Raw genomic sequence first — 23,860 nt, forward strand, 5'->3', positions numbered from 1 at the left:
CGTATCAATGCGCCTGCATCTTCGAGAAGATGTTCAACACCGCGACGCCGGCAACGATCAGCCCGAGCCCGATGATCGCCGGCACGTCGGGCACCTGGCGATACAGCACCAGCGCGACCAGCGTAATCAGCACGATACCCGCGCCCGACCACACCGCGTAGACGATGCCGACGGGAATGGTGCGGAGCGTCAGCGACAGGCAATAGAACGCCACGCCATAGCCGAGCACGACAATCGACGACGGCAACAGCCGCGAGAAGCCTTCCGAGGCTCGCATCGCGGAAGTCGCCACCACTTCGGCGACGATCGCGATGCCCAGCAATGCGTAGGGAGGCACCCGCATTGCATCAGACCTTGGCAAGCGCCAGCTTGCTGTAATCGTGGCTGAGATGCGCGCAGAGCGCCTCCACCACCAGTTCGTGGTCGGCACGCTGCGGCAGGCCGGACACGGTGATCGAACCGATCACGCCCGCGCCCGCCACGGTCAACGGAAACGCGCCGCCGTGCGAGGCGTATTCCGTGTTCGGCAAGCCGTGCTTGTCGGCGAGCGTGCTGCCCGCCAGTTGCATCTTCAGACCGATCGCATACGAGCTGCGGCGAAAATGCGCGACCGTATTGCCCTTGCGGCGCGCCCAATCCACGTTGTCCGGCGTCGCGCCGCCGAGCAGGCTAAAGAACAGCGGCTGACCGAAGGTGCGCACGTCGATCGCGGCGGCGATGCCGCGCGCCTTCGCAACCTCGTGCAGATAGGCGCCGATTTGCCAGGCGCGGTCGGCATCGAATTGAGGGAACACAAGGGCGTGTTCCTGAGCGGCAATCACCTGCAGATCGTGAGCGATATCCATGGGGTTCAGAGCAAGGTAGGAGTTGAGGCGCTCGCCGTCGTTCGTGGTCCGGCGCGAACGCCTGGCAAGCCGCGCAAAGAGAACCTGATTCTAGCGCAGCGTTCGTGACGGGCTTTGCGGCATGCGACGTGACCGATGCGTGCCGCGACTTCGGATCCGCGCAAGCGGCATATCGTGCGGTACCCGGCGGCACGCCATGCGCGAAGCGAAGGCGATTCTTAAATAGCTGTTGCACTAGCGTAAGCTTTGCCTTATAATCTTTTCTTCGACGGACGCGGGGTGGAGCAGTCTGGCAGCTCGTCGGGCTCATAACCCGAAGGTCGTAGGTTCAAATCCTACCCCCGCAACCAAGAGCATCAATCGGTTGGAAACGTCGAAAAAACATTGAAGGCTTGCCCAACCGGCAGGCCTTTTTTGTTTTGTGCTGTCGCCGGGTTCTGCGCTGCGCGTCCCGCACCTTCCCCTCGCCTGTCTCTTTGCGCGATCTGCTTCAGATCCTCCACGCGCTACACATCAAATTTCCACACGGCACTCGTCCCAGCGACCATGGCCATCTCGTCACGCGCCTGTCCATCCGGACTCCGAAGCGAAAAGGTGCAGGCTGCACCGGCCATTCCGACGCCCGCATCGCCACAAGCCTTCGTCCCAATTAAACCGCCGCCCCAGTGATAAACTCCCATCACTCCTTCTCGTCCCCTTCCTATGAAATTCTGTTCTGTCTGCGGCCACGGCGTCAGTCTGAGCATCCCGCCGGGCGATAACCGCGAGCGCTTCGTCTGTGTCAGTTGCGGCACGGTGCATTACCAGAATCCGCGCAACGTGGTCGGCACCGTCCCGGTCTGGGACGACAAGGTGCTGCTGTGCCGCCGCGCGATCGAACCGCGCTACGGCTACTGGACGCTGCCCGCAGGCTTCATGGAGATGGGTGAAACGACTGCCGAGGCGGCGTCGCGCGAAACACAGGAAGAAGCCGGCGCGCGTGTCGAAGTGCAAAGCCTGTTCTCCCTGCTGAACGTGCCGCACGTGCATCAGGTGCATCTGTTCTACATGGCGCGCCTGCTCGATCTCGATATCGCCGCCGGCGAGGAAAGTCTCGAAGTCAGGCTCTTCGAGGAACACGAGATCCCGTGGGACGAGATCGCCTTCCCCACCGTCGGCCAGACGCTGCGGTTCTTTTTCGCCGACCGCGCCACCGGCAGCTTTGGCCTGCACACGGGCGACATCTTCCGCTCGCTGCGCGAAGGTTGAGCGGCGCGCATGGTTCCCTGGCTCGGAGCTGACGATCCGTTCCCGTCCGTCGAGCGCGCACTGGGCGCGACGAGCGGTGCGCCCGGCCTGCTCGCGGCGAGCGGCGATCTGTTGCCGTCGCGGTTGATCGACGCTTATCGGCGCGGCATCTTCCCGTGGTATTCGGATGGCCAGCCGGTGTTGTGGTGGAGCCCCGACCCGCGCATGATCCTGCGTCCCGCCGAATTCAAACTGTCGCCCTCGCTGCGCAAGACGCTCAGGCGCGTGCTGCGCGACGACGCGTGGGAAATCCGCGTCGACGATGATTTCGCCGCCGTGATGCGCGCCTGCGCGCACGCGCCGCGACGCGGACAGCGCGGCACATGGATCACCGCCGACGTGGTCGAAGCGTATTCGTCGCTGCATCGGGTGGGCGATGCGCACAGCATCGAAAGCTGGTTCGAAGGCAAGCGCGTGGGCGGTCTGTATGGCGTGTCGTTCGGCAAGATGTTCTTCGGCGAATCGATGTTCGCGGAGGTCACCGACGCGTCGAAAATCGCGCTGGCCGCGCTGGTCGGCCACTTGCGCCGTCACGAAATAGAAATGATAGACTGCCAGCAGAACACGTCGCATCTGGCATCGCTGGGCGGTCGCGAGATAGCGCGCAAGGCGTTCGTCGCGCACGTTCGCGCGTCTGTCGACGCAGCGCCCATTCCCTGGCGCTTCGACAAGACCGCGTTGCTCGAGATCGTCACGCGGGTGGCGTAGGAAGGAAGAATCAGGCCGAATCCGGACCCGCCGTCCACCGAGCTGCGGGTGACAAAACTGCAGGGCGCCGGGTTCGCATTACCAGAGACGCTTCGCGAGCTGCCAACGTGACTCATCCCAACGAGCTGCCTCTTTCTCCGCTTTCAGCGCTGCAGTTTTATGCAACGGCGCCCTATCCCTGCAGTTATCTGGATGGCCGCATCGCGCGCTCGCAAGTCGCCACACCCAGTCACCTGATCAACTCCGACGTCTATACCGACCTCGTCAAGGCGGGCTTCCGGCGCTCGGGCGTCTTCACGTACCGGCCGTATTGCGACGGCTGCCGCGCCTGCGTGCCGGTGCGCGTGCCGGTCGAGCAGTTCGAGCCGAACCGCACGCAGCGGCGCGTGTGGAAGAAGCACGGCGAGATGGTCGCCACTGTCGCGCCGCTCCATTACGACGAAGAACACTACGCGCTCTACATGCGCTACCAGTCGGCACGGCATGCGGGCGGCGGCATGGACCGCGACAGCCGCGACCAGTACGAGCAGTTCCTGTTGCAGAGCCGGATCAATTCGCGCCTCGTCGAATTCCGCGAGCCGCTGCCGGATCGGCCGGACGCGCCCGGCATCCTGCGCATGATCAGCATGATCGACATTCTCGGCGACGGGCTCTCGTCCGTGTACACCTTCTTCGAGCCGGGGCTCACGCAAACCAGCTTCGGCACCTACAACATCTACTGGCAGATCGAACAGGCGCGCAGCCTGAAGCTGCCGTATGTGTACCTCGGCTACTGGATCCGCGAGAGTCCGAAGATGGCCTACAAGGCGAATTTCCGCCCGCTCGAAGGGTTGATCGACGGCGCGTGGCGCGTGCTCGATCCCGCGAGCATCGATCTGCCGCCGGTCGATCCGGCGATTCACGGCAAGCGCGGACCGCTCAGGCCATAACGTAACGCACCGCTCGCCTCGTTGCTGATTCCACGCTGGAGTCGTGCACCGGCGGCGCCGATTTCGTCAATCGGTCTCATTAAAACGCAAACCCGGTAAAATGGCGGGTTCTCATTTTCCGGCCGCCCGGCTTCGTCCCGTGTTCAGTTCCCTCTACCCGCTTGTTCGCGCCCAACTCTTTCGCATGGACGCGGAAGACGCTCACCACCTGACTTTGCGCATGCTCGGCGCCGCCGGCCGCACCGGCCTTGCCCGCGTGCTCGCGCCGCATGTGCCGGACGCGCCGCGTACCGTGATGGGGCTCACGTTCCGCAATCCGGTCGGGCTCGCGGCGGGTCTCGACAAGGACGGCGCGTGCATCGACGGACTGGCCGCGCTCGGCTTCGGCTTCATCGAAGTGGGCACCGTGACGCCGCGCGCGCAGCCGGGCAACCCGCGCCCGCGCATGTTCCGTCTGCCAGAGGCAAACGCGGTCATCAACCGGATGGGCTTTAACAACGCGGGTGTCGACCAGTTCGTGAAGAACGTGCAGGCCGCGCGCTATCGCGGCATTCTCGGGCTGAACATCGGCAAGAACGCCGACACGCCGATCGAGCGCGCCGCCGACGACTACCTGTACTGCCTCGAGCGCGTGTACCCGTTCGCGAGTTACGTGACGGTCAACATCTCGTCGCCGAATACGAAAAATCTGCGCCAGTTGCAAGGCGCGGGCGAACTCGACGCCCTGCTCGCGGCGCTCAAGGACAAACAGCAGCGCCTCGCCGACATGCACGGCAAACTGGTGCCGCTCGCGCTGAAGATCGCGCCGGACCTCGACGACGAACAGGTCAAATCGATTGCCGACACCCTCCTGCGCCACCGCTTCGAAGGCGTGATCGCGACCAACACGACGCTCTCGCGCACCGCCGTCGCCGGCATGCAATACGGCGACGAAGCCGGCGGCCTGTCGGGCAAGCCGGTGTTCGACGCGTCGAACGAAGTGATCCGCAAGCTGCGCGCCGAAGTCGGCGAGACGGTGCCGATCATCGGCGTCGGCGGGATTTTCTCGGGCGAGGATGCACGCGCGAAGCTGGCGGCCGGCGCGTCGCTGGTGCAGCTCTATACCGGCTTCGTCTATCGCGGACCCGCGCTGGTGGCAGAATGCGCGCAGGCCCTGCGCTGAGCCACCTGCGGTTACCCGCCCGCCGCGAACGCGCGGCGGCCGTTGCCCCGAGCCGGCCTCAGCCTTCGGCCGCCCCAGTAATATAGACATAAACAAACGATATTTTGGTTTCGATAGCCTTTTAGTTAAGCTCTCGTCCGTTAAAACGCCAGACGTACAAAAAGGAACACAATGAAATTTGGCCTGCTGAAAAAGCTGCTGGTCGCCGGTCTGATCGGCGCGTCGTTCACCGCCGTCGCCGCGCACGCGGAAGACCTGCTCGATCAGGTCAAGCAGCGCGGCACGCTGCGCATCGGCCTGGAAGGCACCTTCCCCCCGTTCAACTCGAAAGCGCCGTCGGGAGAACTGGTCGGCTACGACGTCGACATCGCCAAGGCGGTCGCCGCGAAACTCGGCGTGAAGCCGGAATTCGTCACGACCGAATGGAGCGGCATCATCGCCGGCCTGCAGGCGGGCAAGTTCGACGTGATCGTCAACCAGGTCGGCATCACCGACGCGCGCAAGCAGGCTCTCGACTTCTCGCCGGCTTACACGTACTCGGCCGCGCAGCTGATCCAGCGTAAAGACGACACGCGCGAGTTCAAAACGCTCGAAGACCTGAAGGGCAAAAAGCTCGGCGTCGGATTGGGCACGAACTACATGGACATGGCGAAGGCGGTGCCGGGTATCGACGTGAAGACGTATCCGGGCGCGCCCGAGTATCTGCGCGATCTGGCCGCCGGCCGGCTGGATGCGGCGCTCAACGACCGTCTGATGCTGGCGTACCTGCTGAAGAACTCGCAGTTGCCGCTGCGTACCGGCGCGAACGTCGGCGCGGGCAATCCGTCGGGCATTCCGTTCAGGAAGGGCAACCCGAAGTTCGCCAAGGCGATCGCCGACGCGATGACCCAACTCGAAGCGGACGGCACGTTCGCGAAGATCTCGGACAAGTGGTTCGGTATCGACGTCAGCAAGCCGATCAAGTAAGACACGCGGTGTAAAACGAAGGGCGGCATCGTCGGCGATGCCGCCCTTCGCGTTTTTGCGGCATGGCGCCCGTGCGTGAGTGCTGCGCGAGGCAGCATCGCCGCTGAGTTGCCGCCGCTGGACCGATGCATTGCCCGCACACTGCTGCGTGGTGTGACGCCTCGAAGCGCATGAAGCAGCACATGAAGCGAGCCGCGCAGCGCAACAGTGAAGACGTATGAAGGACCGCGTCCCCGGTCGCGCCGCCGCGTCTGTCTCGCTACGCGCGGCCCCACGCATTCAAATCCCCCACGGCAGCCGCGCCTGATCGCCCGCCAAAAGTTTATGATGTGCGCTTTGTGCGCCAACCAGACCACCGCTCATGTCCACCACCTCCCTGCTCGTCCAATCGCTTCCTGTGCTCGCACAGGGCGCCGTCCTGACGGTCAAGTTCGCGGTTCTGTCGATGATCTTCGGCCTGATTGCCGGCGCCATGCTCGCGTTGATGGGCATCAGCCACAACCGGCTGCTGAACTGGATCGCGCGCATCTACGTGAGCGTGATGCGCGGCACGCCGCTGCTCGTGCAGATCTTCGTGATCTACTACGGCCTGCCGAGCTTCGGCATTTCGCTCGATCCGACGCCGGCCGGCGTGATCGCGCTGTCGGCGAACGTGGCGGCGTATCTGTCGGAGAGCATGCGCGGCGCGATTCTCGGCATTCCCAGCGGCCAATGGCTGGCCGCGTATAGCCTCGGACTCTCGCGCCGCCAGACGCTGCGCTACGTGATCGCACCGCAAGCGTTGCGCATTGCGGTGCCGAGCCTGTCGAACAGTCTGATCAGCCTGATCAAGGACACCTCGCTGGTGTCGGTGATCACCGTGACCGAACTGCTGCGCAGCGCGCAGGAAATGATCGCGTCGACCTATCAACCGCTGCCGCTCTATCTCGCCGCCGCCGCGGTGTACTGGGTGCTGTGCCAGGTGCTCGAATGGGCGCAGCGCTGGTACGAACGGCGCCTTGCGCTGCCGTCGCGCCACTGAGCGCCCGGCTCTCGCTCGCCCGGCGCGGTCTACCGGCCGGCGAGCGGTGACGCCGCGTCCAGCGGTGCGCCGAAGCGCTCGAAGCGCGGCTCGTAGTAGTGCTCCGGATCGAGCGAGAACGCGACGCGCCGCGTGCGGCCCATCAGTTCCGTGCGCGGGAAAAAGCCGAAGTAACGCGAGTCGGCGCTGTCGTCGCGATTGTCGCCGAGCATCAGATACTTGCCAGGCGGCACGATGACCGGACCGAACGAATCGCGCGGGCTCGGCGCGTCGGGCGCGAGCCGCACCGTATGCGCGACGCCGTCGAAACGCTCGGTCAGATAATCGCCGTGAGACACGGCGTCGCCCGACAGCGGTGCGAGTTTCAGCGGCTGGTAATCGGCGCGCACACCGTTCACATACAGCACGTTCTCACGCATCGCGACGCTGTCGCCGGGCAAGCCGATCAGGCGCTTGACCATCAACTCGTGCGCGGCCGACGAATCGATCGTGACGATGTCGCCGCGCTGCGGATCGTGCAGATGCATGAGCGCGATATGCGTGAGCGGCACGCGCAGATCGTAGGCCATCTTGTCGACGAAGATCCGGTCACCCACGCGGATCGTCGGCAGCATCGAGCCGCTCGGCACGACGTTCCAGTCAGCCACGGCGCTGCGAAAGAGCACCATCAGGAAGAGAAACGCGACGAGGCTCCTGCTGTCGCGCCACAGTTTGCCGAGCATGCGCATGGCGAGGCTCCAGTGGAAGGAATTCGAAAGCGGCGTCCGCGCGCGCAGCGTGGCGCAGCGGCGGGTCCGCGGGCATCGTACCACCGGAGCGCTCGGCGGCGCGTCTTCGGCGCCGCCCCGCTACGCTCACTCCCCCGCGAACTTCAGCCCCAGCGTCGCACGTGCCGCATCGGCCATCGCGATCATCTGCAACGATCTGGCATGCGGCATCACCGGGCTCTCAAGCAACCCTGCGCGGATCAGCTCGCAGAAGTGCGCGGTCTCGTAGTTCAGACCGCCGCCTTCGAACGGCGCCTCCAGTTCGACCACGCGCCCGTCGGCGTAACGGATCGTCGCGCGCGACGGATTCCACCACGGCTCGTGAATCGTCACGTGGCCGCTGGGTGCCATCAGGAGCGCATCGCCCTTGCCATGCAGATCGAGCCCGCAGAAAAGCTGCGCGATGCCGCGCTCGTGCCGGCTGTTCAGACTCGCGAACGTATCGACGCCAGTCGAGCCGAGCCGCCCGAGCGTTTGCACTTCGTGCGGCGCGCCGAGCCAGTCCACCGCGAGAAACATTTCGTAGATGCCGATGTCGAGCAGCGCGCCGCCCGCATGCTCGAACGACAGCGACGGATGATCATCCGGCACACCCGGCACCGAACAGCCCGCACGCACGAGCCCGACGTCGCCGATCGGTTCGGCCGCGAGATGCTCGCGCAGTTGTCTATAGAGCGGGTAGAACGGCGGCTTCATCGCTTCCATGAAGAGCCGTTGCGCGGCGCGCGCGGCATCGAGCACGCGCTCGAGTTGCGGCCGGTTGATGGCGGCGGGTTTTTCGCACAACACGTGCAGGCCGGCTTGCAGCGCGGCGATCGCATAGTCGGCGTGACTGTCCTGGACGGTGGCGATATAGAGCGCGTCGATACCGCTCGCGAGCAGCGCGTCGAAACTCACGCACGCCTTGCCGCCGAATTCTTCGGCAAAGGCCTGCGCCGGTTCCGCGCGACGCGACCACAGCGCGCCGATCTGCGCATGCGGCACATGCGCGAGACTCTGGGCGAAGCGCCGGGCAATCCGGCCCGCGCCGACAATCCCCCAGCGAATCACGCGGTTCGAGGGCGTTTCCTGCGTTGCAATCGTCATCGTTTCTTCGAGTCCATGCGGTTCAGAAAGGCGCTATTGTCGCGCATGCCGAACGTGGACGCGTAGAGATCGGATCGCGTCTGCCGTGATCCGCTGTATTCCGCAGGAGAGTTCGAAGTAAAACCAGGCCGCTGTATCCGCGCTCAGACGCGCGTGGGCGGCTCCGCTGAAAATCTGCCGCCGACTTCGCCGGCCGTAAAGTCGATCAAGGCCAGTGAGGCAATTTCGGCTTCGTTCGGATCGCGCCGCTCGATCGCTTCGAGCACGCGCTGATGCGAACTCACCGCGCCTTCCCACAGGCCGTCCTTGTCGGTGAGGATCGGGTTCACCGTCGATAGCGCGCCGCGCACGATCGCCGCCATCTGCTTGAAGAACTGATTGCCGCTCGCCACCACGATGCGGGTATGGAACAGCTCGTCGGCTTCCTGATAGCCGGGCTCGCCCGGGCGGATCACGCGAAACGCCTCGAACGCCTCGCGAATCCCCGCGATGTCCGCGGCGCTGCCACGCGCGGCCGCCTGCGCCGACGCCCGCGGTTCGATCAGGATGCGAAACTCGATCACGTCACGCAGAAACAGCGGATCGGGCTTCGCGCGAAAACGCCAGTTCACGACGTCCTCGTCGATCATGCGCCAGTCGCTCATCGGCCGGATGCGCGTGCCGATTTTCGGCCGCACGTCCAGCATGTCGCGCGCGAGCAGCATCGACAGCGCCTCGCGCATGACGGTGCGGCTGACGTCGAACTCTTTGGACAGCACATCCTGCGGTGGCAGGATCGCGCCGTACTTCTCCTCGACGATGCCGGTGACGAGTCCGTCCATCACCTTGCTGACCAGCGATCGATCTTTATTTGCCTGTTCCATGGCACTCTCCCCGAAGCGGTGTTCTCCCCGCGTAGCCTGTTGAATTGGGCGGCCCTGGCGTATCGTTTTTTGTGTGTGCAGCAGTTCTTGACGATACGTTGCTAGCTTCAAAACATCTGCGCCAGTTGGGACACTTCCTGACAGGGTTATCCCTCTGAAGAATTGTTTCGTTCGTGTAACGCAAAACGTTTCGATGGGCCATAAGCTTGCGCCTCAAGCGTGCCTGTGTTGAGAAATGTTCATAGTGCGAATACGCACGTAGCGGCGCGAATTGTCTGATTTGGGAGAACTCACGGTTAGCTCACGGCGGGTTGAAGAGATGAGATGCGCGCGGGTCCGGGGATGCCGGCTGACGTGACCGCAGGCGCTCACGCAAGTCGCAAACGAAGGCCACGTCCGGGTGACAAGTGGCAGCGGCACACGCTCGGCGAATTCGACCACGCCGCCGCGCCTGCCCACGCCCGCCGTGCACGTCAAAGCGAAGCGCCCTTGCCCGACTCCGTGCCGGCCTGATCGTCGCCGTATGGATCGTCGATGCGCACGATGTCGTCCTCGCCGAGATAGCCGCCCGATTGCACCTCGATCATTTCGAGCGATGTCTTGCCCGGATTCTCGAGCCGGTGCGTGACGCCGAGCGGAATGTACGTCGACTGGTTCTCAGTCAGCAGGAAGCGTTCCTCGCCGCGTGTGATGAACGCCGTGCCGCGCACGACGATCCAGTGTTCGGCGCGATGATGATGCATCTGCAACGACAGGCGCCCCCCCGGTTTGACGACGATGCGCTTCACCTGGAAGCGTTCGCCGCGGTCGAGCGAATCATAAAAGCCCCACGGCCGCCCGACCTTGCGATGCTCCTGCGCTTCAGCGCTGCGCTGCGCCTTCAGGCGGCCGACGATCGCCTTGACGTCCTGCACGCGATCCTTCGCGGCGACCAGCACCGCATCGGCGGTTTCGACCACCACCACGCCGCTCACACCGACACACGCGACGAGCCGCCCCTCCGAATGCGCGAAGCTGTCGGTCGAGCCGTCGAACATCACACGGCCGCGCGCGACATTGCCCGCGCCATCCTTGGCCGACGCGTCCCACACCGAGTCCCACGCACCCACGTCCGACCATCCCGCCACTAGCGGCACCGCGACGCCGACAAGCCGCGCATCGGTGGCGACGCGCTCCATCACCGCGTAGTCGATCGAATCGCACGGACACGCGGCGAACGCGTCGCGCCCGAGATGCAGCGCGCCGTCGCCGTCGGCGGTGGCCTGCCGGAATGCGTGCGCGCACGCCGCCGCGATCACGGGGGCACACAGCTCGATGGCCGCCAGCCACACCGATGCGCGCACCACGAACATGCCGCTGTTCCACCAGTACTCGCCGGACGCCACATAACGTTCGGCGAGTTCTTCGGCATCGGGCTTCTCGACGAAGCGTTCGATCGCGCGCGCGCCGTGCGTGCCGAGCGCCATACCCGTGCGGATATAGCCGTACCCGGTTGCCGCGTAACGCGGCGGCACGCCGAGCGTGACGATCGCACCGCGCGCCGCGTGCGTGAGCGCTTCGGCGAGCGCCACGCCGAACGCCGCGTGATCGGCGATCAGATGGTCCGCAGGCAGCGCGACGATGATCGGATCGTCGCCAGCGGCGGCTGCCGCACGCGCGGCAAGCGCCGCGACGGTCAGTGCGGGCGCGGTATCGCGTGGCACCGGCTCGAGCACCATGCGCACCGGCCGGCCACAGTGTTCGAGGCGCTCGCGCGTTTGCACGTGCAGCTCCTCGCAGCAGACCACCAGCGGTGTGGTCATCGCGAGCGCTTCGAAAAGCGGCGTGCTGGTGTGCGCGGCCACCACGAAGGCCTCGTCGAGGCGGCGCAGCGTAGCTTCGAGCAGCGATTCGTCGCCGATCAGATCGATCAGCTGCTTAGGATTGCGTTCGCGCGACAACGGCCAAAGCCGTGTGCCTGACCCACCGGCGAGAATCGCCGCTTGCACGGGAAAACGCGTTTGTGTTTCGGAGACGCCCACACCCGGAGCGGATGAATTGCCTGGTTCTACGATACGATTCATGAACGATTCCCGTCGATGTCAGGTCAGGTCCGATTCGTGATCAAGCAATGCCCCCGTTACAGCAGCTCGAATGTGTCGACGAGCGATTCACCGTCACGTGCACGGCGCCGCGCGCCAAAGCGCGGCTGATTGCTGCGAACCTGGCGCGTGAGGCCGATGAACGGCACGCCATGTTCGAGATACGGCCCCTCCGTCTTGCGAAAACCGAATTGCTCATAGAAGCCGCGCAGGTTGAGCGGCGCGCTCACGCGCGCGGCGTGTCCGGGCCAACGCTCGGCGATCGCTTCCAGCACACGGTCGAGCAGCAGCTCCGCGGTGCCGTCGCCACGCCGCAGCGGACTCGTCAGCACCTTGTCGATGGTGATTTCCGGATCTTCCGCGTCGCCGGGTTGCACACGTGCGTAAGCAAGAATCGGCATCGGCCTTCCCATATCCTCCACCGCGAACACGTGCAGCGCACTTTCATCCCGACCGTCCGCATCGAGGCAGACATGCGATTGCTCGACCACGAACACCGCGCTGCGCGCCCGCAGGATCAGATACAACTCGCGGGCCGAAAGCTGATCGAATTCCAGCGTCTTCCAGTTCATCACGTTCCCCACCGGTCAGAAAGTTCAACGAGGGTGACGGTGCTCACCACCCTCGACGGCCTGGCTCGACATGCCGGCTCGTTGTCATGGTCACACGGTACGTCCGCGAAACTCGTGCTTCCGTGCGCCATCGCACTGACGCTCCGCTTTCTCAATCCTTAAATACGTTTCGGAGCCTGGCGACGATGTCGACCGGGCAGATAAACGCGGAAAGCGCACACGTCTCACGCGCTTTTCGTCGACACCTTTTCAGGGCCGTTGGACCACCAAGGGGGCACCGCATCATGAAGACTACATTGCGACGCATCATTTCCGAATCCGCCCGTCTCGACGTGCCGGTCGACAGTCTCGCGGACGACGCCGATCTCTATGCCGCAGGCTTGTCGTCGCTGGCGACCGTGCATCTGATGCTGGCCATCGAAGATGAATTCGACATCGAAATCCCGGACCGCCTGCTGACACGCCGGCTCTTCTCCAGCATCGATTCGATGGCCGCCGCGATCACCGAGTTGCAGCAGGGCAAGGCCGCAGCATGAGCGCCCCACAGCCGGATGCGGCCAGTGCCGCAACGCCAGCGCACGACAGCGCTGAAGCGGCCGTCACGTTGACGACGGTCGAAGCCGAGCCCGGCTGGCGCGCGGCCGCGCACCGCTGCGCCGCAGTGGCTGCGCAATTCGCCGACGCCGTCGACCGCGACGCCCGCTTTCCCAGCGAAGCATTCGACGCGCTCAAACGCGAACGCCTGCTGTCCGCGATGGTGCCGACCGCGTGCGGCGGCGCGGGATTGTCGCTCGCGGACATCGGCGCGATCTGCGAGACGCTCGCGCAAGGCTGCGCGTCGACCGCGATGGTCTATGCAATGCATCAGATCCAGGTCGCGTGCATCGAGGCGCATGGCGGCGAGTCGGCGTGGCATCGGCGCCTGCTCGCGCAACTGGTCGAGCATCAATGGCTGCTGGCGTCGGCGACGTCCGAGGAAACCATCGGCGGCAACATGCGCACGAGCGCCTGCTCGGTCGAGCTCGACGGCCCGCGTTTCCGGATCGAAAAGCTCGCGCCGACGATCTCGTACGGCGCGCACGCCGACGGCATTCTCGTTACCGCGCGCCGCACCGCGGAATCGGCCGCGGCCGACCAGGTGCTGATCGTCGCGTTGCGCGATGACACGCAACTCGAAAAGCGTGGCGGCTGGGACGCGCTGGGCATGCGCGGCACCTGCAGCGAGGGCTTCCGGCTGGTCGCAATGGGACTCGCCGAACAGATCCTCGCCGCGCCCTTCGCCGAGATCGCCGACCAGACCATGCTGCCGGTCTCGCACACGCTGTGGGCCTCCGTCTGGACCGGCATCTCGATCGACGCGGTGAATCGCGCGAAGGCATTCTTCCGCGCCCAGGCACGCGCGACCCCGGGCTCGATTCCGCCGGCGGGCGTGCGCCTGGCTGAAGCGGTCGGCCTGCTGCAGATGATGCAGGCGCGCCTGTCGGTCGCGCTGGAAGCGGCACGCGCCGCGCATCAGGCGCGGCACGACGGCCCGCAGGCCGATGCGCCACTCGCGGCGCTGCTCGGCTTCGCGTCCGACATGAACACGCTGAAGACCAGCATCTCGACCACCGCGCTGCAAGTCGTCCAGCAAGTGCTGATGATCTGCGGCATGGCGGGCTACAAGAACGGCACGCCGTACAGCGTGGGACGCCACTTGCGCGACCTGCACTCCGCGCCGCTGATGATCAACAACGACCGCATTGCGCAAAACACCGCGAGTCTGTTGCTCGCGCAGCGTCCTGCCGCACCGGGGAAAGCCTGAATGAACACGATGACCGATACCGCCGCGGCCGCGGCTGCCGACGCGAGCACCGCACCGGACTTTCGCGACGAACTGCTGGCCGCGGGCCTGCTGATCGATACCGGCGAAAACGGCCTGTACGGCCGCAGCCAGATTTTCGAAGACGTGCTGGATCGCCTGAACGTGGCGATCACGCACCTGGGCGCGGACCAGCAGCCGGAAGTGCTGCGCTTTCCACCGGCAATGCGCCGCACCGACTTCGAAGACAGCGAATATCTGAAGAGCTTCCCGAATCTCGCGGGCACGATCCATTCGTTCTGCGGCGACGACCTCGGTCACCGCCGCCTGCTGCGCGCGCTCGACGACGCACTGACCGATAGCGACAGCGACGACGAGCGCAGCGACGCCTGGATGGCGCAGCAAAAGCCCACGCGCGTGGTGCTGACGCCCGCCGCCTGCTATCCGATCTATCCGGTGATGGCGCGGCGCGGCGCACTGCCTGCCGAAGGCCGCACGGTCGACGTGCTGTCGTACTGCTTCCGCCATGAACCATCGCTCGATCCGGGCCGCATGCAGATGTTCCGGCAGCGCGAATACGTGCGCCTCGGCAGTGCCGACCAGGTGATGGCATTCCGGCAGATATGGATCGATCGCGGCTCGCTGCTGGTGACGATGCTGCAACTGCCGGTCGAAGTGGATCTCGCCAACGACCCGTTCTTCGGCCGCGGCGGCAAGATCGTCGCCGACAGTCAGCGCGCCCAGGCACTGAAGTTCGAACTGCTGATTCCCATCGCCGATCCGCGCGGCAAGACTGCCTGCCTGTCGTTCAACTATCACATGGAACATTTCGGCGCGATCTGGAAGATCGCCTGCGCAGACGGCGCGGTGGCGCATACGGGCTGCGTCGGCTTCGGCATGGAACGCATCACACTCGCACTGTTCCGTCATCATGGCCTCGACGTGAACGGCTGGCCTGACGAGGTGCGCGCGCTGCTGTGGGGCGACACCGAAGGGCGCGTCGCGCAAGGCATGCGGACCTTGCAGGCGAGCGCGGCACACACCGGAGGCGGCGCATGAACCCATCTCTGACATCCACGCCAATGAGCACGTCCAGCGCTTTGCCGATGCCCCGGCGCGTCGACCTGTCCGCGCGTGACAGCGCCGCCGCGCCGGGATCCGGCATGCGCCTGCGCGAACACGTGCCGCACGCGCTGCATCAGGGCGAGCGCGTGTGGCAGGAGACCAACTGCTACGTCGATCTGTGGATCGAGTTGCTGCATGGCTTCGGGCTCGACCCGCGCGCGGCGTTCGCGTTTACCGTCACACAGGACTTCGAAGGCGACCAGTTCACGTTCTTCAAATTCCCGCTCGACGACATCGAGCGGCTGTACGGCACCCAGGTGCAGGAACTGGCCATCTACGATTCGCTCGAAGCCCGCGTGCTCGCGCAGACCACGCGAGGCCATACGGTGCTGGTCGAAGTGGACGGCTATTACCTGCCGAACACGCGCGCCACGTCGTATCGCCGCGAGCATCCGAAGACCACGGTGGGCATCGACTTCATCGATCCCGCGGCGCGCCGCCTCGGCTATTTCCACAACACGGGCTATCACCTGCTCGACGGCGAGGACTACGACGGCGTGTTCCGCAAGCTCCCGCAATTCGCGCAGCAACCCGATCTGCTGTTTCCGTATGTGGAATTCGCCAAGCAGGCGCGGCCCGCGCTCGAAGGCGCCGCGCTCGCGGAGACGTCGGCGGAATTGCTGTGCGCGCATCTGCAGCGAAGGCCGCTCGTCAATCCGATTTCGTCGTGGCGTGCCGCGTTTCCCGCGCATCTCGACATGCTGCTCGAACGCGGCGAGGCGTTCTTCCATCCGTACTCGTTCAACCTGATGCGGCAACTGGGTGCGAACTTCGAGTTTCTGTCGAAGTATCTGCTCTGGCTGTCCGGACAAGGCTTCGAGATGCCTGCGTCGATCCCGGCCGCGGCGCAGCGCATAGCGTCGGAGTCGATGGTGATGCAGTTCCGGCTCGTGCGAGCCATCGCGCGCGGACGGCGCGATGCGTGCGAAGACTGCTTCGACATGCTCGAAAGCGCCTATGAAGCGACGTTGCCGCCGCTCGCCGCGCTGGTGCGATGACACGCGCGTCTCGCGCCGAATAGCGTTTTTTGGGGGTTCGCTTTGGATGTACTGACGCACGATCCGGCGGCCGATGACGCACGCGGCGATGGTTCGATTGCGCATGTAGTCGCAACCACCACCGTCGCCGCCTCCGCCGATGAAGCCGCGCAGGTTAACCGAACCGAGCATGCGGGCACATGCATGGCCGCACCGGACCCGATGGCGACGCCATCACTCTGGCCGCAACGGCTCGACACCGGCTGGCAGTGCGTCAGCACGCCGGCGGGCGCGTGCGGGTCGCCTGCGCAGTTGCCGGCGCATGGCTGGCTCGCAGCGCCGGTGCCTGGCACCGTCGCAAGCGCACGCCGGGCCGCGGGTCTGCTCGACCTCGCGCACCCGCCGCCGCTCGCGTTCGACGACCACTGGTATCGCATCACGCTCAACGGCATGGGCAAACGCCGCTTGCGGCTGCACGGCCTCGCCACGCTCGCGGAAATCTGGCTCGACGGCGTGAAGCGTCTCGACTCCGACTCGATGTTCGTCGCACATGATCTGGACATCGAACTGAATGGCAGCACGACACTGGCGCTGTGCTTTCGCGCCCTGACACCCGCGCTGGCCGCAAAACGCCCGCGCGCGCGCTGGCGGCCGCGACTCGTCTCGCCGCCGACGCTGCGTAACGTGCGCACCACACTGCTCGGCCATATGCCGGGCTGGTGCCCGTCGATTCACGCGGTCGGTCCCTGGCGTCCGGTCGACCTGCTGGGCGATGCGCCGCACGCATTCGACTCGATCGACCTGACGAGCCGCGTCGATGGCGAAGACGGGCTCGTTTCACTCACGCTACGTTTCGCGTATCCACACGATGCCGCGACTTGCGACGCGACGCTCAAATGCGGCACTGCCATTTCGTCTTTGCAATGGCGCGACGCCTATACGTTGACCGGCGTCGTGCGCGTGCCGCACGCCGAGCGCTGGTGGCCGCACACGCACGGCGAGCCGACTTTATATCCTCTGACGTTGCAACTCGATGACGGTCGGCCAAATTCTTACTCTCTAGGCTCGATCGGTTTTCGCAGCCTCGACGTGGAACGCGGCGCCGACGGCACGGGCTTCGCACTCCGCGTGAATGGCGTGCCCGTGTTCTGCCGCGGCGCGTGCTGGACCAGCGCGGACCTCGTGACGCTCGCCGGCACTGAAGCGCAACTGCGTCACACGTTCGAACTGGCCCGCGCCGCCGGCATGAATATGCTGCGCGTGGGCGGCACGATGGTGTACGAGTCCGACGCGTTCTACGCACTCGCCGACGAATACGGCCTGCTCGTCTGGCAAGACTTCGCGCTGGCCAATTTCGACTACCCGAACGATGCCGCCTTCCGCGCATCGATCGAACGGGAAGCCACGCAGTTTCTGACCCGCACACGACGCTTCGCGGCGCTCGCCGTATTGTGCGGCGGCAGCGAAGCCGACCAGCAGGCGGCCATGTTCGGCCTGCCGCTTTCGATGCGCGCGCAAGCCGTGTTCACGGAACTGTTACCCACGATCGTCGCATGCGAACGGCCGGACGTGCCGTATGTCCCCAACTCGCCTGCGGGCGGAACATGGCCGTTTTCGACCGACGAAGGCGTGACGCACTACTACGGGGTAGGCGCGTACCAGCGCCCGCTTCACGACGCACGTCGCGCGCAGGTGCGCTTCGCCGCCGAATGCCTCGCCTTCGCCAACGTACCCGACGACGCGACCTTGCACGACGCGCTCGGCACGATCCATTCGCACGATCCGCGCTGGAAGGCCGCCGTGCCGCGCGATCCTGGCGCGGGTTGGGATTTCGACGACGTGCGCGACCACTATCTGCGCACGCTGTACGGCGTCGAGCCGGCGCAGCTGCGCTATGAAGACCCCGAGCGTTATCTGGATCTGTCGCGCGCGGTGGTGGCGGAGGTGATGAGCGAGGTGTTCGCCGAATGGCGACGCGCGGACTCGACCTGCGCGGGTGGATTGGTCTGGCAATTGCAGGATCTGCGCGCGGGCGCCGGCTGGGGTGTGATCGACGCCACAGGGCGGCCCAAAAGCGCGCTACACGGCCTCGCGCACACCCTGCAACCCATCCAGATCACGCTGACCGACGAAGGGCTCAACGGCCTCGATATTCACCTGATCAACGAGCGCGCGCAAACGTTTAGCGGACGACTGGACCTGGTCTGCCTGCGCGACGGCAGCGTGAAGGTCGTGTCAGCGAGTTGCCCCGTCGAGTTGCCGCCGCGCAGCGCGCAACGTCTTGGCGCGGCCGCGTGCCTCGGCCAGTTCTTCGATTTTACGCACGCCTACCGATTCGGCCCGCGTGCGCATGATGTCACGCTGGCGACACTGCGCGACGCGGCGAGCGAGGAAATCGTTTGCGAGGCGTTCCATCTGCCCGAGCGGCGCATGAGCGAGCGTCACGACCTCGGTCTGACAGCGTTCACGCAGCGCAGTGGCGACGGCTGGCAGCTCGTCATCGAAACGAAACGCTTTGCGCGCTTTGTTCATATCATCGACCCACACTATCGTGCCGCGCGCGACTGGTTCCACCTCGCGCCGCATCGCCCCGTCATCGTGCCGCTGATTCCTCTGACGTCACTCGCGTCGCAAGAACGAATCGTTGCGCACGCATCCAGCTCCGTGGTTAACGCTGATGCAACATGCGCGACACCCGCGGGTGAAGTGCGCGCGATCAATGCGATATCCGCCACGTTCTACCGCTAGATGTCGCGCTGATCTAGGTATGGCGTGCGAGGCGCATAAAACCTCACACTTCGCGAACCCATGTGTTTGTCTGGGCGAATCACTGTTGGTTTTTTTGCGACTTCCGGACCTGCGGATAAGCACTCCGTGCGGCAGCGCACGCAGCGTGTTGAACACATCTGAATCAATTCCGGCACATCGCGGACATCGCATCACAACGCGCGTGGTGGGGCGACTTCAACTCTGAGACACCTGCTCCGGGAACCCCGTCAATACGCTCCAGGCCAATACCATCAACGGCTTCGGTCGTTTGAAAGGAGCCCGCGAAACGCGGACCTCCAGGCGATGCGTTGTACAGATTTGAAACAAAAAGTCACATTTGGCTTCGCGCGCCGCTAAGGTTTGGTTCGCTGCGCCGCACCAGCGCTCGCTTTGCGTAGCGTTGGCACACTCCTCGCTAATAGCTAAGCGCAACGCAGCGTCACCGCAGCAGGGTCCACAAAAACGGCGGCGACGCACCAGGCCAATACGGGGCCGAGTCTGTCCATCCTTCACTGCTCGCCAGGCAGTGTGTGATTTCATCACGGATGCGGACATCGGATCAAAAACAGAAAGCCGCCCTCAACGCGACTTTCACGCGAGGACCGATCATGTTGACACTTCAATCCGATCTGCACGGTAACCACTTGCTTGGAGCATTGCCGTCGCACGAATGGCAAGCGCTAGCTCCCCATCTCGAACTGGTTCATCTGCGCACAGAGCAGTTACTGTGCGACTCGGGTCAACGCATTCATCACGTCTACTTCCCGACCACCGCGATCATCTCGATGCTCTCGACGATGGAAGACGGCAGCTCGGTCGAAATCGCCGCGGTCGGCCGCGAAGGCATGACCGGCGTACCGGTGCTCACCGGCGGCGAAACCATGCCGAACCGTGTGCAGGTGCAATGCGCCGGCTTCGCATACCGGATGAGCGCACAGGCGCTCAAACAGCAATTCGCCCGCTCGGACTTCCTGCGCCGCCTGATGCTGCTGTACATGCACGCTCTGCTCACGCAAGTCGCGCAAACCGCTGCCTGCAATCGGCACCACGCGCTGAACAAGCAGCTGTGCCGCTGGCTGCTGATCGAAGTGGATCGCGTCGCGTCGAATGATCTGACGGTAACCCAGCAACTGATCGCCGACATGCTCGGCGTGCGCCGCGAAGGCATTACCGAAGCTGCCGGCAAGCTGCACGATGAAGGCCTGATTCATCACAGCCGCGGCCACATCAAGGTGCTCGATCGCAAGGGGCTCGAAGCGCGTGCATGCGAATGCTACGGCCTCGTCAAGCGCGAATTCGACCGTCTGCTGCCGCGCCTGCGCCAGGCCGAAACCGTCGAATAAGCAAGGTGCCGCCCGATCACCATAATAAAGAAAAATATGTTCAGGAATACTACACGGGTTCTCGATGCGATTTTCGTGATTGCCGGAAGCGTGCTCGGGCATTGGCTGCGCTTCTCGACGCCGATCGAGTTGTCGGACACCGAGCGTCTTCTGATCGCCTTCAACTGCCTGCTCGTGTTGCTGTTGTTTCCGGGCTTCGGCGTGTATGAAACGTGGCGCGGCAAGGCTTTGGCGCCAGTGCTGGCGAGAATCTCGGCGGCGTGGCTGGTGGTGGTCGCCACCGGCCTCGTGCTGGTGTTCACGCTGCATCGCATGGATGCGGTGTCGCGGCTGTGGTTCGGTTACTCGACGCTGATCTCCGGCGCGATGATCATCGCCACCCGCTGCATCACGCACCTGGTGTTGCGCAGCGTGCGGCGACGCGGGATGAATTTCCGCACCGTCGCGATCGTCGGCGCGCCCGGCTTCTCGCGTACGCTGCTCGCGCATCTCGAACATGCGCCGCAAGCCGGCTTCAAACCGGTGTGCGTCTTCGATACCAGCATCGAAGGCGCCGCCAACTATGGCACGCGCCTGAAGCGCTTGCCGGTGCTGACCGATCTCGATGCGTTCGTCAGCAAGGTGCGCACCGAACGCGTCAGCGAGGTGTGGCTCGCGCTGCCGCTTTCCGAAGAACATACGATCTATCGCTTCACGCATATCTTCAGACACGACTTCGTGAACCTGCGCTTCATTCCCGATGTACGCAGCCTCTCGCTGTTCAACCACGCGCTCGTCGACGTCGTCGGACTACCCACGCTCAATCTGAGCGCGACGCCCTTCTCGCCGCCGCAGATGTGGCCCAAGCTGATGTTCGACCGTCTGTTCGCGGCGCTCGCGCTGCTCGTGCTCGCGCCGGTGTTCATCGTGCTCGCGATCGGCATCAAGCTCGGCTCGCCGGGGCCCGTGTTCTTTCGCCAGACGCGCAAGGGTGTCGACGGCGAGCCGTTCGGGATCTACAAGTTCCGCTCGATGACCGTTCACCACGAAACGCACGGCCAGGTCACCCAGGCTTCGCGCAACGATGCGCGCGTGACGAAACTCGGCGGCTTCATGCGCCGCACCAGTCTCGACGAGCTGCCGCAGTTCCTCAACGTGCTGCTCGGCCAGATGTCGGTGGTCGGCCCGCGCCCGCATGCGGTCGAACACGACGATCTCTATAAGGATCAGGTGTACGGCTACATGCACCGCTACCGGATCAAGCCGGGCATCACCGGCTGGGCTCAGGTGAACGGCTATCGCGGCGCCACCACCAAAGTGGAAAAGATGGAAGCGCGTGTCAAGTTCGACCTCTTCTACATTCAGAACTGGTCGTTCTGGTTCGACATGAAGATCGTGTTCATCACCATCTTCAAGGGCTTCGTCGGCCGCAACGCATTCTGACCATGCCAGTGCGGCAACCGTTCGTGAAAGTGTCGGTGATCGTGCCGACGCATCGGCGCACGGCCGACCTGGCCCGCTGCCTCGCCGCACTCGACGCGCAGGAGCGCCGCGCGGACGAAGTGATCGTGGTGGCGCGCCACGACGACTACGCCACACTCGACTGGCTGCGCACACGCGAAGCCAACCGGCCCGATCCGCGCCGCTTCGTCGTGCTGATGCGCAAGCCGGGAATGGTTGCCGCGTACAACCTCGGCATCGAAAGCGCGAGCGGCGATGTGCTCTGCTTCACCGAAGACGACGCCGCGCCGCACAGCGACTGGATCGCGCGCATCGCTCGCGCGTTCAACGACGATCCCACGCTCGGCGGCCTGGGCGGCCGTGACATCGTGCATGAACGCCACGGCATCCTGCAGGGTCACACGCCGCGTGTGGGCCTCGTGCGCTGGTATGGCCGGATCATCGGCAACCACCATATCGGCCATGGCGAAGCGCGCCGGGTCCAGGTACTCAAAGGCGTCAACATGGCGTTTCGCCGTGAGGCGATCGGCGCGCTGCGGTTCGACTCGCGCTTACGCGGCCACGGCGCGCAAGCTCACTGCGAGATGGCGTTCAGTCTGGACGTGCAACGGCGCGGCTGGACTCTGATCTATGACCCGTCGCTGCTGGTCGAGCACTTCCCCGTGCAGCGCAGCGACGAAGGCCCGCGCTCCGCTTTCAACGACGCGGCCTTCTACAACGCGTCATTCAATCTCCGGCTCATCATGTGCGAATACCTGAGCCCGCACGGGCGATGGGCGTTCGTCGCTTACTCGACGCTGATTGGCGAGCGCGCTGACCCGGGCTTTCTGCGTGCATTGTCGCTGGCGTTCGAACACGGCGGCGTGGCGCTTGCGCTTCGTAAATGGCGAGTGGGCCTGCGCGCAATGCGCGGCGCGTGGCAGGAAGCGATACGCTGAATGAGCGAAGCATCCGCTTCGCGCGAGTGCCCCACCCATCATTTTCAATCCGAGCCGGTAGCAGCGGCATGTCCGCCGTGCCGCCACGAACCTGTTCCACGACGTGGGCCGGCATAGGCGACACAAGCGGTGACACAAGCGGCTGCGCCGGCGTGAGCCACGGCGCACTCATCCACGCTCTCAAACGGTCGCCGCGTCATTGCCGTCGCGCCGATGCCAAAGGCACGATTGCAAGCCCGCCGACGACCGCGCGGATGGAACGGGTCGAAGAGCGAGCCGGCCGGCTAATGCTCCACAGCGCGCCCGGCACGAAGCCGGCATTGCGCGATCTTCACAGAAACGCGCTGACGTCGATATGAAAACGCAAGGCAAGTGCCTTCGCCACCTTCTTGCTGATGGCGCGCCGCCCCGCGAGAATATCGCTCACGACGGTGGGCGACGCGATTCCTATCAGATCCTTCTGCTTGAGTCCGTGGGTCTCCAGCAGATGCCGCAATACTTCGCGTGGCTCTGCCTTGGGAATCGTCACATTGTGCGTTTCCCAGCTTGCGACCAGCTCCTTGACGATCGCGAACAGATCGGCCAGCGGATCTTCCTCGTTGCCGTTCAGCTGATCGGCGAGCGAGTTGGCGAGCCGCACCATCTGCTGATAATCCTCTTCGGTACGAATAGGCGTGATCGGCAACTGGTTTTGCAGCGCGACCCAAGTTTGGGCAACGTCGGGAAAAGGTCCCGGAAGGCGATCGGCGTTCATGAGTTTAGATTCTTCCTCGTCCAAAGGTCGTACTCCGCACGCGTCATACATGACGAACGAATAACGACAGCCTGTTGTAGTGAATCGCCGCGACGATCCTGAACCGGTTGGCGCCTACATCGAAAACGATGTATTGCGGCGGCACATGGTCCACACTGGCGAACGTCTGCTTCAGGTCGTTATAGCCACACGCAAGGTAAGCCTGCGCCAGTGACTACCACGTCAATAGCGCACTGCGCGCACCCCGGATGTCGCTTTATAAAGTCCAGCAACGCCTTCTTTGAAATGACCCACATCGTCTTCCCCCGCACGTACCCGCGCGTCGAAGATGCGCGTTCACCTGCAAGGCCAAACGGAGCGGATTGACAGCGATAGCCGGTCGGACGGCATAGTCCGGACGGCCATGTGCGGCCTACTGCGGTACGA

At 64.6% G+C, this 23,860-nt stretch carries 23 protein-coding genes and 1 tRNA gene; 15 read left to right on the plus strand and 9 right to left on the minus strand.

Annotated elements, in window-relative coordinates:
* Positions 1 to 4: 4 nt before the first annotated feature.
* The gene (locus ACZ9H4_RS09780) at positions 5 to 337 is read right to left on the minus strand and encodes a DMT family transporter (protein ID WP_476119036.1); all 333 of its coding nucleotides are present in this window, start codon (positions 335 to 337) and stop codon (positions 5 to 7) included.
* Positions 338 to 347: 10 nt separating this feature from the next.
* Positions 348 to 845, minus strand: coding sequence for a heme-degrading domain-containing protein (locus ACZ9H4_RS09785; RefSeq protein WP_408143055.1), 498 nt, complete (start codon positions 843 to 845; stop codon positions 348 to 350).
* A 273-nt stretch (positions 846 to 1,118) separates the two neighbouring features.
* Here ACZ9H4_RS09785 and ACZ9H4_RS09790 point away from each other — a divergent pair.
* From ACZ9H4_RS09790 to ACZ9H4_RS09820, 7 genes are all read left to right on the plus strand, one after another.
* A tRNA-Met gene (locus ACZ9H4_RS09790) sits at positions 1,119 to 1,195 on the plus strand.
* Between the two features lie 352 nt (positions 1,196 to 1,547).
* A complete protein-coding gene (locus ACZ9H4_RS09795; RefSeq protein ID WP_408143053.1) occupies positions 1,548 to 2,093 on the plus strand; it encodes an NUDIX hydrolase in 546 nt (181 codons plus the stop codon).
* A 9-nt stretch (positions 2,094 to 2,102) separates the two neighbouring features.
* Positions 2,103 to 2,840: a leucyl/phenylalanyl-tRNA--protein transferase gene (aat, locus tag ACZ9H4_RS09800; RefSeq protein ID WP_476118906.1), complete on the plus strand. Its 738-nt coding sequence runs from the start codon at positions 2,103 to 2,105 to the stop codon at positions 2,838 to 2,840.
* A 107-nt stretch (positions 2,841 to 2,947) separates the two neighbouring features.
* Positions 2,948 to 3,769 carry an arginyltransferase gene (locus tag ACZ9H4_RS09805; RefSeq protein ID WP_408143049.1) on the plus strand — a complete coding sequence of 274 codons (822 nt, stop codon included), beginning with the start codon at positions 2,948 to 2,950 and terminating at the stop codon, positions 3,767 to 3,769.
* 100 nt (positions 3,770 to 3,869) lie between these two features.
* Positions 3,870 to 4,931 (plus strand): quinone-dependent dihydroorotate dehydrogenase, encoded by a 1,062-nt coding sequence (locus tag ACZ9H4_RS09810; protein WP_476118907.1) that lies wholly within the window; start codon positions 3,870 to 3,872, stop codon positions 4,929 to 4,931.
* Between the two features lie 171 nt (positions 4,932 to 5,102).
* Positions 5,103 to 5,897 carry a cystine ABC transporter substrate-binding protein gene (locus ACZ9H4_RS09815; RefSeq protein ID WP_408143045.1) on the plus strand — a complete coding sequence of 265 codons (795 nt, stop codon included), beginning with the start codon at positions 5,103 to 5,105 and terminating at the stop codon, positions 5,895 to 5,897.
* A gap of 361 nt (positions 5,898 to 6,258) precedes the next feature.
* Positions 6,259 to 6,918 (plus strand): amino acid ABC transporter permease, encoded by a 660-nt coding sequence (locus ACZ9H4_RS09820; protein WP_408143043.1) that lies wholly within the window; start codon positions 6,259 to 6,261, stop codon positions 6,916 to 6,918.
* Between the two features lie 29 nt (positions 6,919 to 6,947).
* On the opposite strand, the gene lepB is transcribed toward ACZ9H4_RS09820, so the two are convergent.
* The 5 genes from lepB to ACZ9H4_RS09845 all read right to left on the minus strand — a co-directional run bounded on the left by lepB (position 6,948) and on the right by ACZ9H4_RS09845 (position 12,287).
* The gene (gene lepB / locus ACZ9H4_RS09825; protein WP_408326063.1) at positions 6,948 to 7,646 is read right to left on the minus strand and encodes a signal peptidase I; all 699 of its coding nucleotides are present in this window, start codon (positions 7,644 to 7,646) and stop codon (positions 6,948 to 6,950) included.
* A 126-nt stretch (positions 7,647 to 7,772) separates the two neighbouring features.
* A complete protein-coding gene (locus ACZ9H4_RS09830; protein WP_408143040.1) occupies positions 7,773 to 8,771 on the minus strand; it encodes a Gfo/Idh/MocA family protein in 999 nt (332 codons plus the stop codon).
* Between the two features lie 143 nt (positions 8,772 to 8,914).
* On the minus strand, positions 8,915 to 9,634 hold the full coding sequence (locus ACZ9H4_RS09835; RefSeq protein WP_408143038.1) for a FadR/GntR family transcriptional regulator: 720 nt from the start codon (positions 9,632 to 9,634) through the stop codon (positions 8,915 to 8,917).
* A 473-nt stretch (positions 9,635 to 10,107) separates the two neighbouring features.
* Positions 10,108 to 11,697 carry a mannose-1-phosphate guanylyltransferase/mannose-6-phosphate isomerase gene (locus ACZ9H4_RS09840; RefSeq protein ID WP_476118908.1) on the minus strand — a complete coding sequence of 530 codons (1,590 nt, stop codon included), beginning with the start codon at positions 11,695 to 11,697 and terminating at the stop codon, positions 10,108 to 10,110.
* Positions 11,698 to 11,753: 56 nt separating this feature from the next.
* Complete coding sequence (locus ACZ9H4_RS09845; protein ID WP_476119037.1) at positions 11,754 to 12,287, minus strand: GNAT family N-acetyltransferase; 534 nt, start codon at positions 12,285 to 12,287, stop codon at positions 11,754 to 11,756.
* Between the two features lie 284 nt (positions 12,288 to 12,571).
* Between ACZ9H4_RS09845 and ACZ9H4_RS09850 the strand changes: the two genes are divergently transcribed.
* The 8 genes from ACZ9H4_RS09850 (at position 12,572) to ACZ9H4_RS09885 (ending at position 22,680) form a co-directional block, all read left to right on the plus strand.
* Entirely contained in the window at positions 12,572 to 12,823 is a 252-nt protein-coding gene (locus ACZ9H4_RS09850) for an acyl carrier protein (protein ID WP_408143033.1), read from the plus strand.
* Positions 12,820 to 14,091, plus strand: coding sequence for an acyl-CoA dehydrogenase family protein (locus ACZ9H4_RS09855; protein WP_476118909.1), 1,272 nt, complete (start codon positions 12,820 to 12,822; stop codon positions 14,089 to 14,091). Before ACZ9H4_RS09850 ends, ACZ9H4_RS09855 begins: the two co-directional genes overlap by 4 nt.
* Complete coding sequence (locus ACZ9H4_RS09860) at positions 14,092 to 15,147, plus strand: amino acid--[acyl-carrier-protein] ligase (RefSeq protein WP_476118910.1); 1,056 nt, start codon at positions 14,092 to 14,094, stop codon at positions 15,145 to 15,147. It abuts the gene before it with no gap.
* Positions 15,144 to 16,211 (plus strand): DUF1839 family protein, encoded by a 1,068-nt coding sequence (locus ACZ9H4_RS09865; protein WP_476118911.1) that lies wholly within the window; start codon positions 15,144 to 15,146, stop codon positions 16,209 to 16,211. Before ACZ9H4_RS09860 ends, ACZ9H4_RS09865 begins: the two co-directional genes overlap by 4 nt.
* 183 nt (positions 16,212 to 16,394) lie before the next feature.
* Positions 16,395 to 18,938, plus strand: coding sequence for a glycosyl hydrolase 2 galactose-binding domain-containing protein (locus ACZ9H4_RS09870; RefSeq protein WP_476119038.1), 2,544 nt, complete (start codon positions 16,395 to 16,397; stop codon positions 18,936 to 18,938).
* A 629-nt stretch (positions 18,939 to 19,567) separates the two neighbouring features.
* Positions 19,568 to 20,302 (plus strand): Crp/Fnr family transcriptional regulator, encoded by a 735-nt coding sequence (locus ACZ9H4_RS09875; RefSeq protein WP_006048767.1) that lies wholly within the window; start codon positions 19,568 to 19,570, stop codon positions 20,300 to 20,302.
* A 36-nt stretch (positions 20,303 to 20,338) separates the two neighbouring features.
* Complete coding sequence (locus ACZ9H4_RS09880) at positions 20,339 to 21,724, plus strand: undecaprenyl-phosphate glucose phosphotransferase (protein ID WP_476118913.1); 1,386 nt, start codon at positions 20,339 to 20,341, stop codon at positions 21,722 to 21,724.
* Between the two features lie 2 nt (positions 21,725 to 21,726).
* Complete coding sequence (locus tag ACZ9H4_RS09885; protein WP_408154312.1) at positions 21,727 to 22,680, plus strand: glycosyltransferase family 2 protein; 954 nt, start codon at positions 21,727 to 21,729, stop codon at positions 22,678 to 22,680.
* 331 nt (positions 22,681 to 23,011) lie between these two features.
* Here ACZ9H4_RS09885 and ACZ9H4_RS09890 read toward each other — a convergent pair whose 3' ends face one another.
* Both ACZ9H4_RS09890 and ACZ9H4_RS09895 read right to left on the minus strand, forming a co-directional pair.
* On the minus strand, positions 23,012 to 23,434 hold the full coding sequence (locus tag ACZ9H4_RS09890) for a helix-turn-helix domain-containing protein (protein ID WP_408143024.1): 423 nt from the start codon (positions 23,432 to 23,434) through the stop codon (positions 23,012 to 23,014).
* Between the two features lie 43 nt (positions 23,435 to 23,477).
* A complete protein-coding gene (locus ACZ9H4_RS09895) occupies positions 23,478 to 23,588 on the minus strand; it encodes a type II toxin-antitoxin system HigB family toxin (protein WP_476118915.1) in 111 nt (36 codons plus the stop codon).
* Between the last annotated feature and the right edge of the window lie 272 nt (positions 23,589 to 23,860).

This window comes from Paraburkholderia sp. TE9906 (assembly GCF_056279605.1).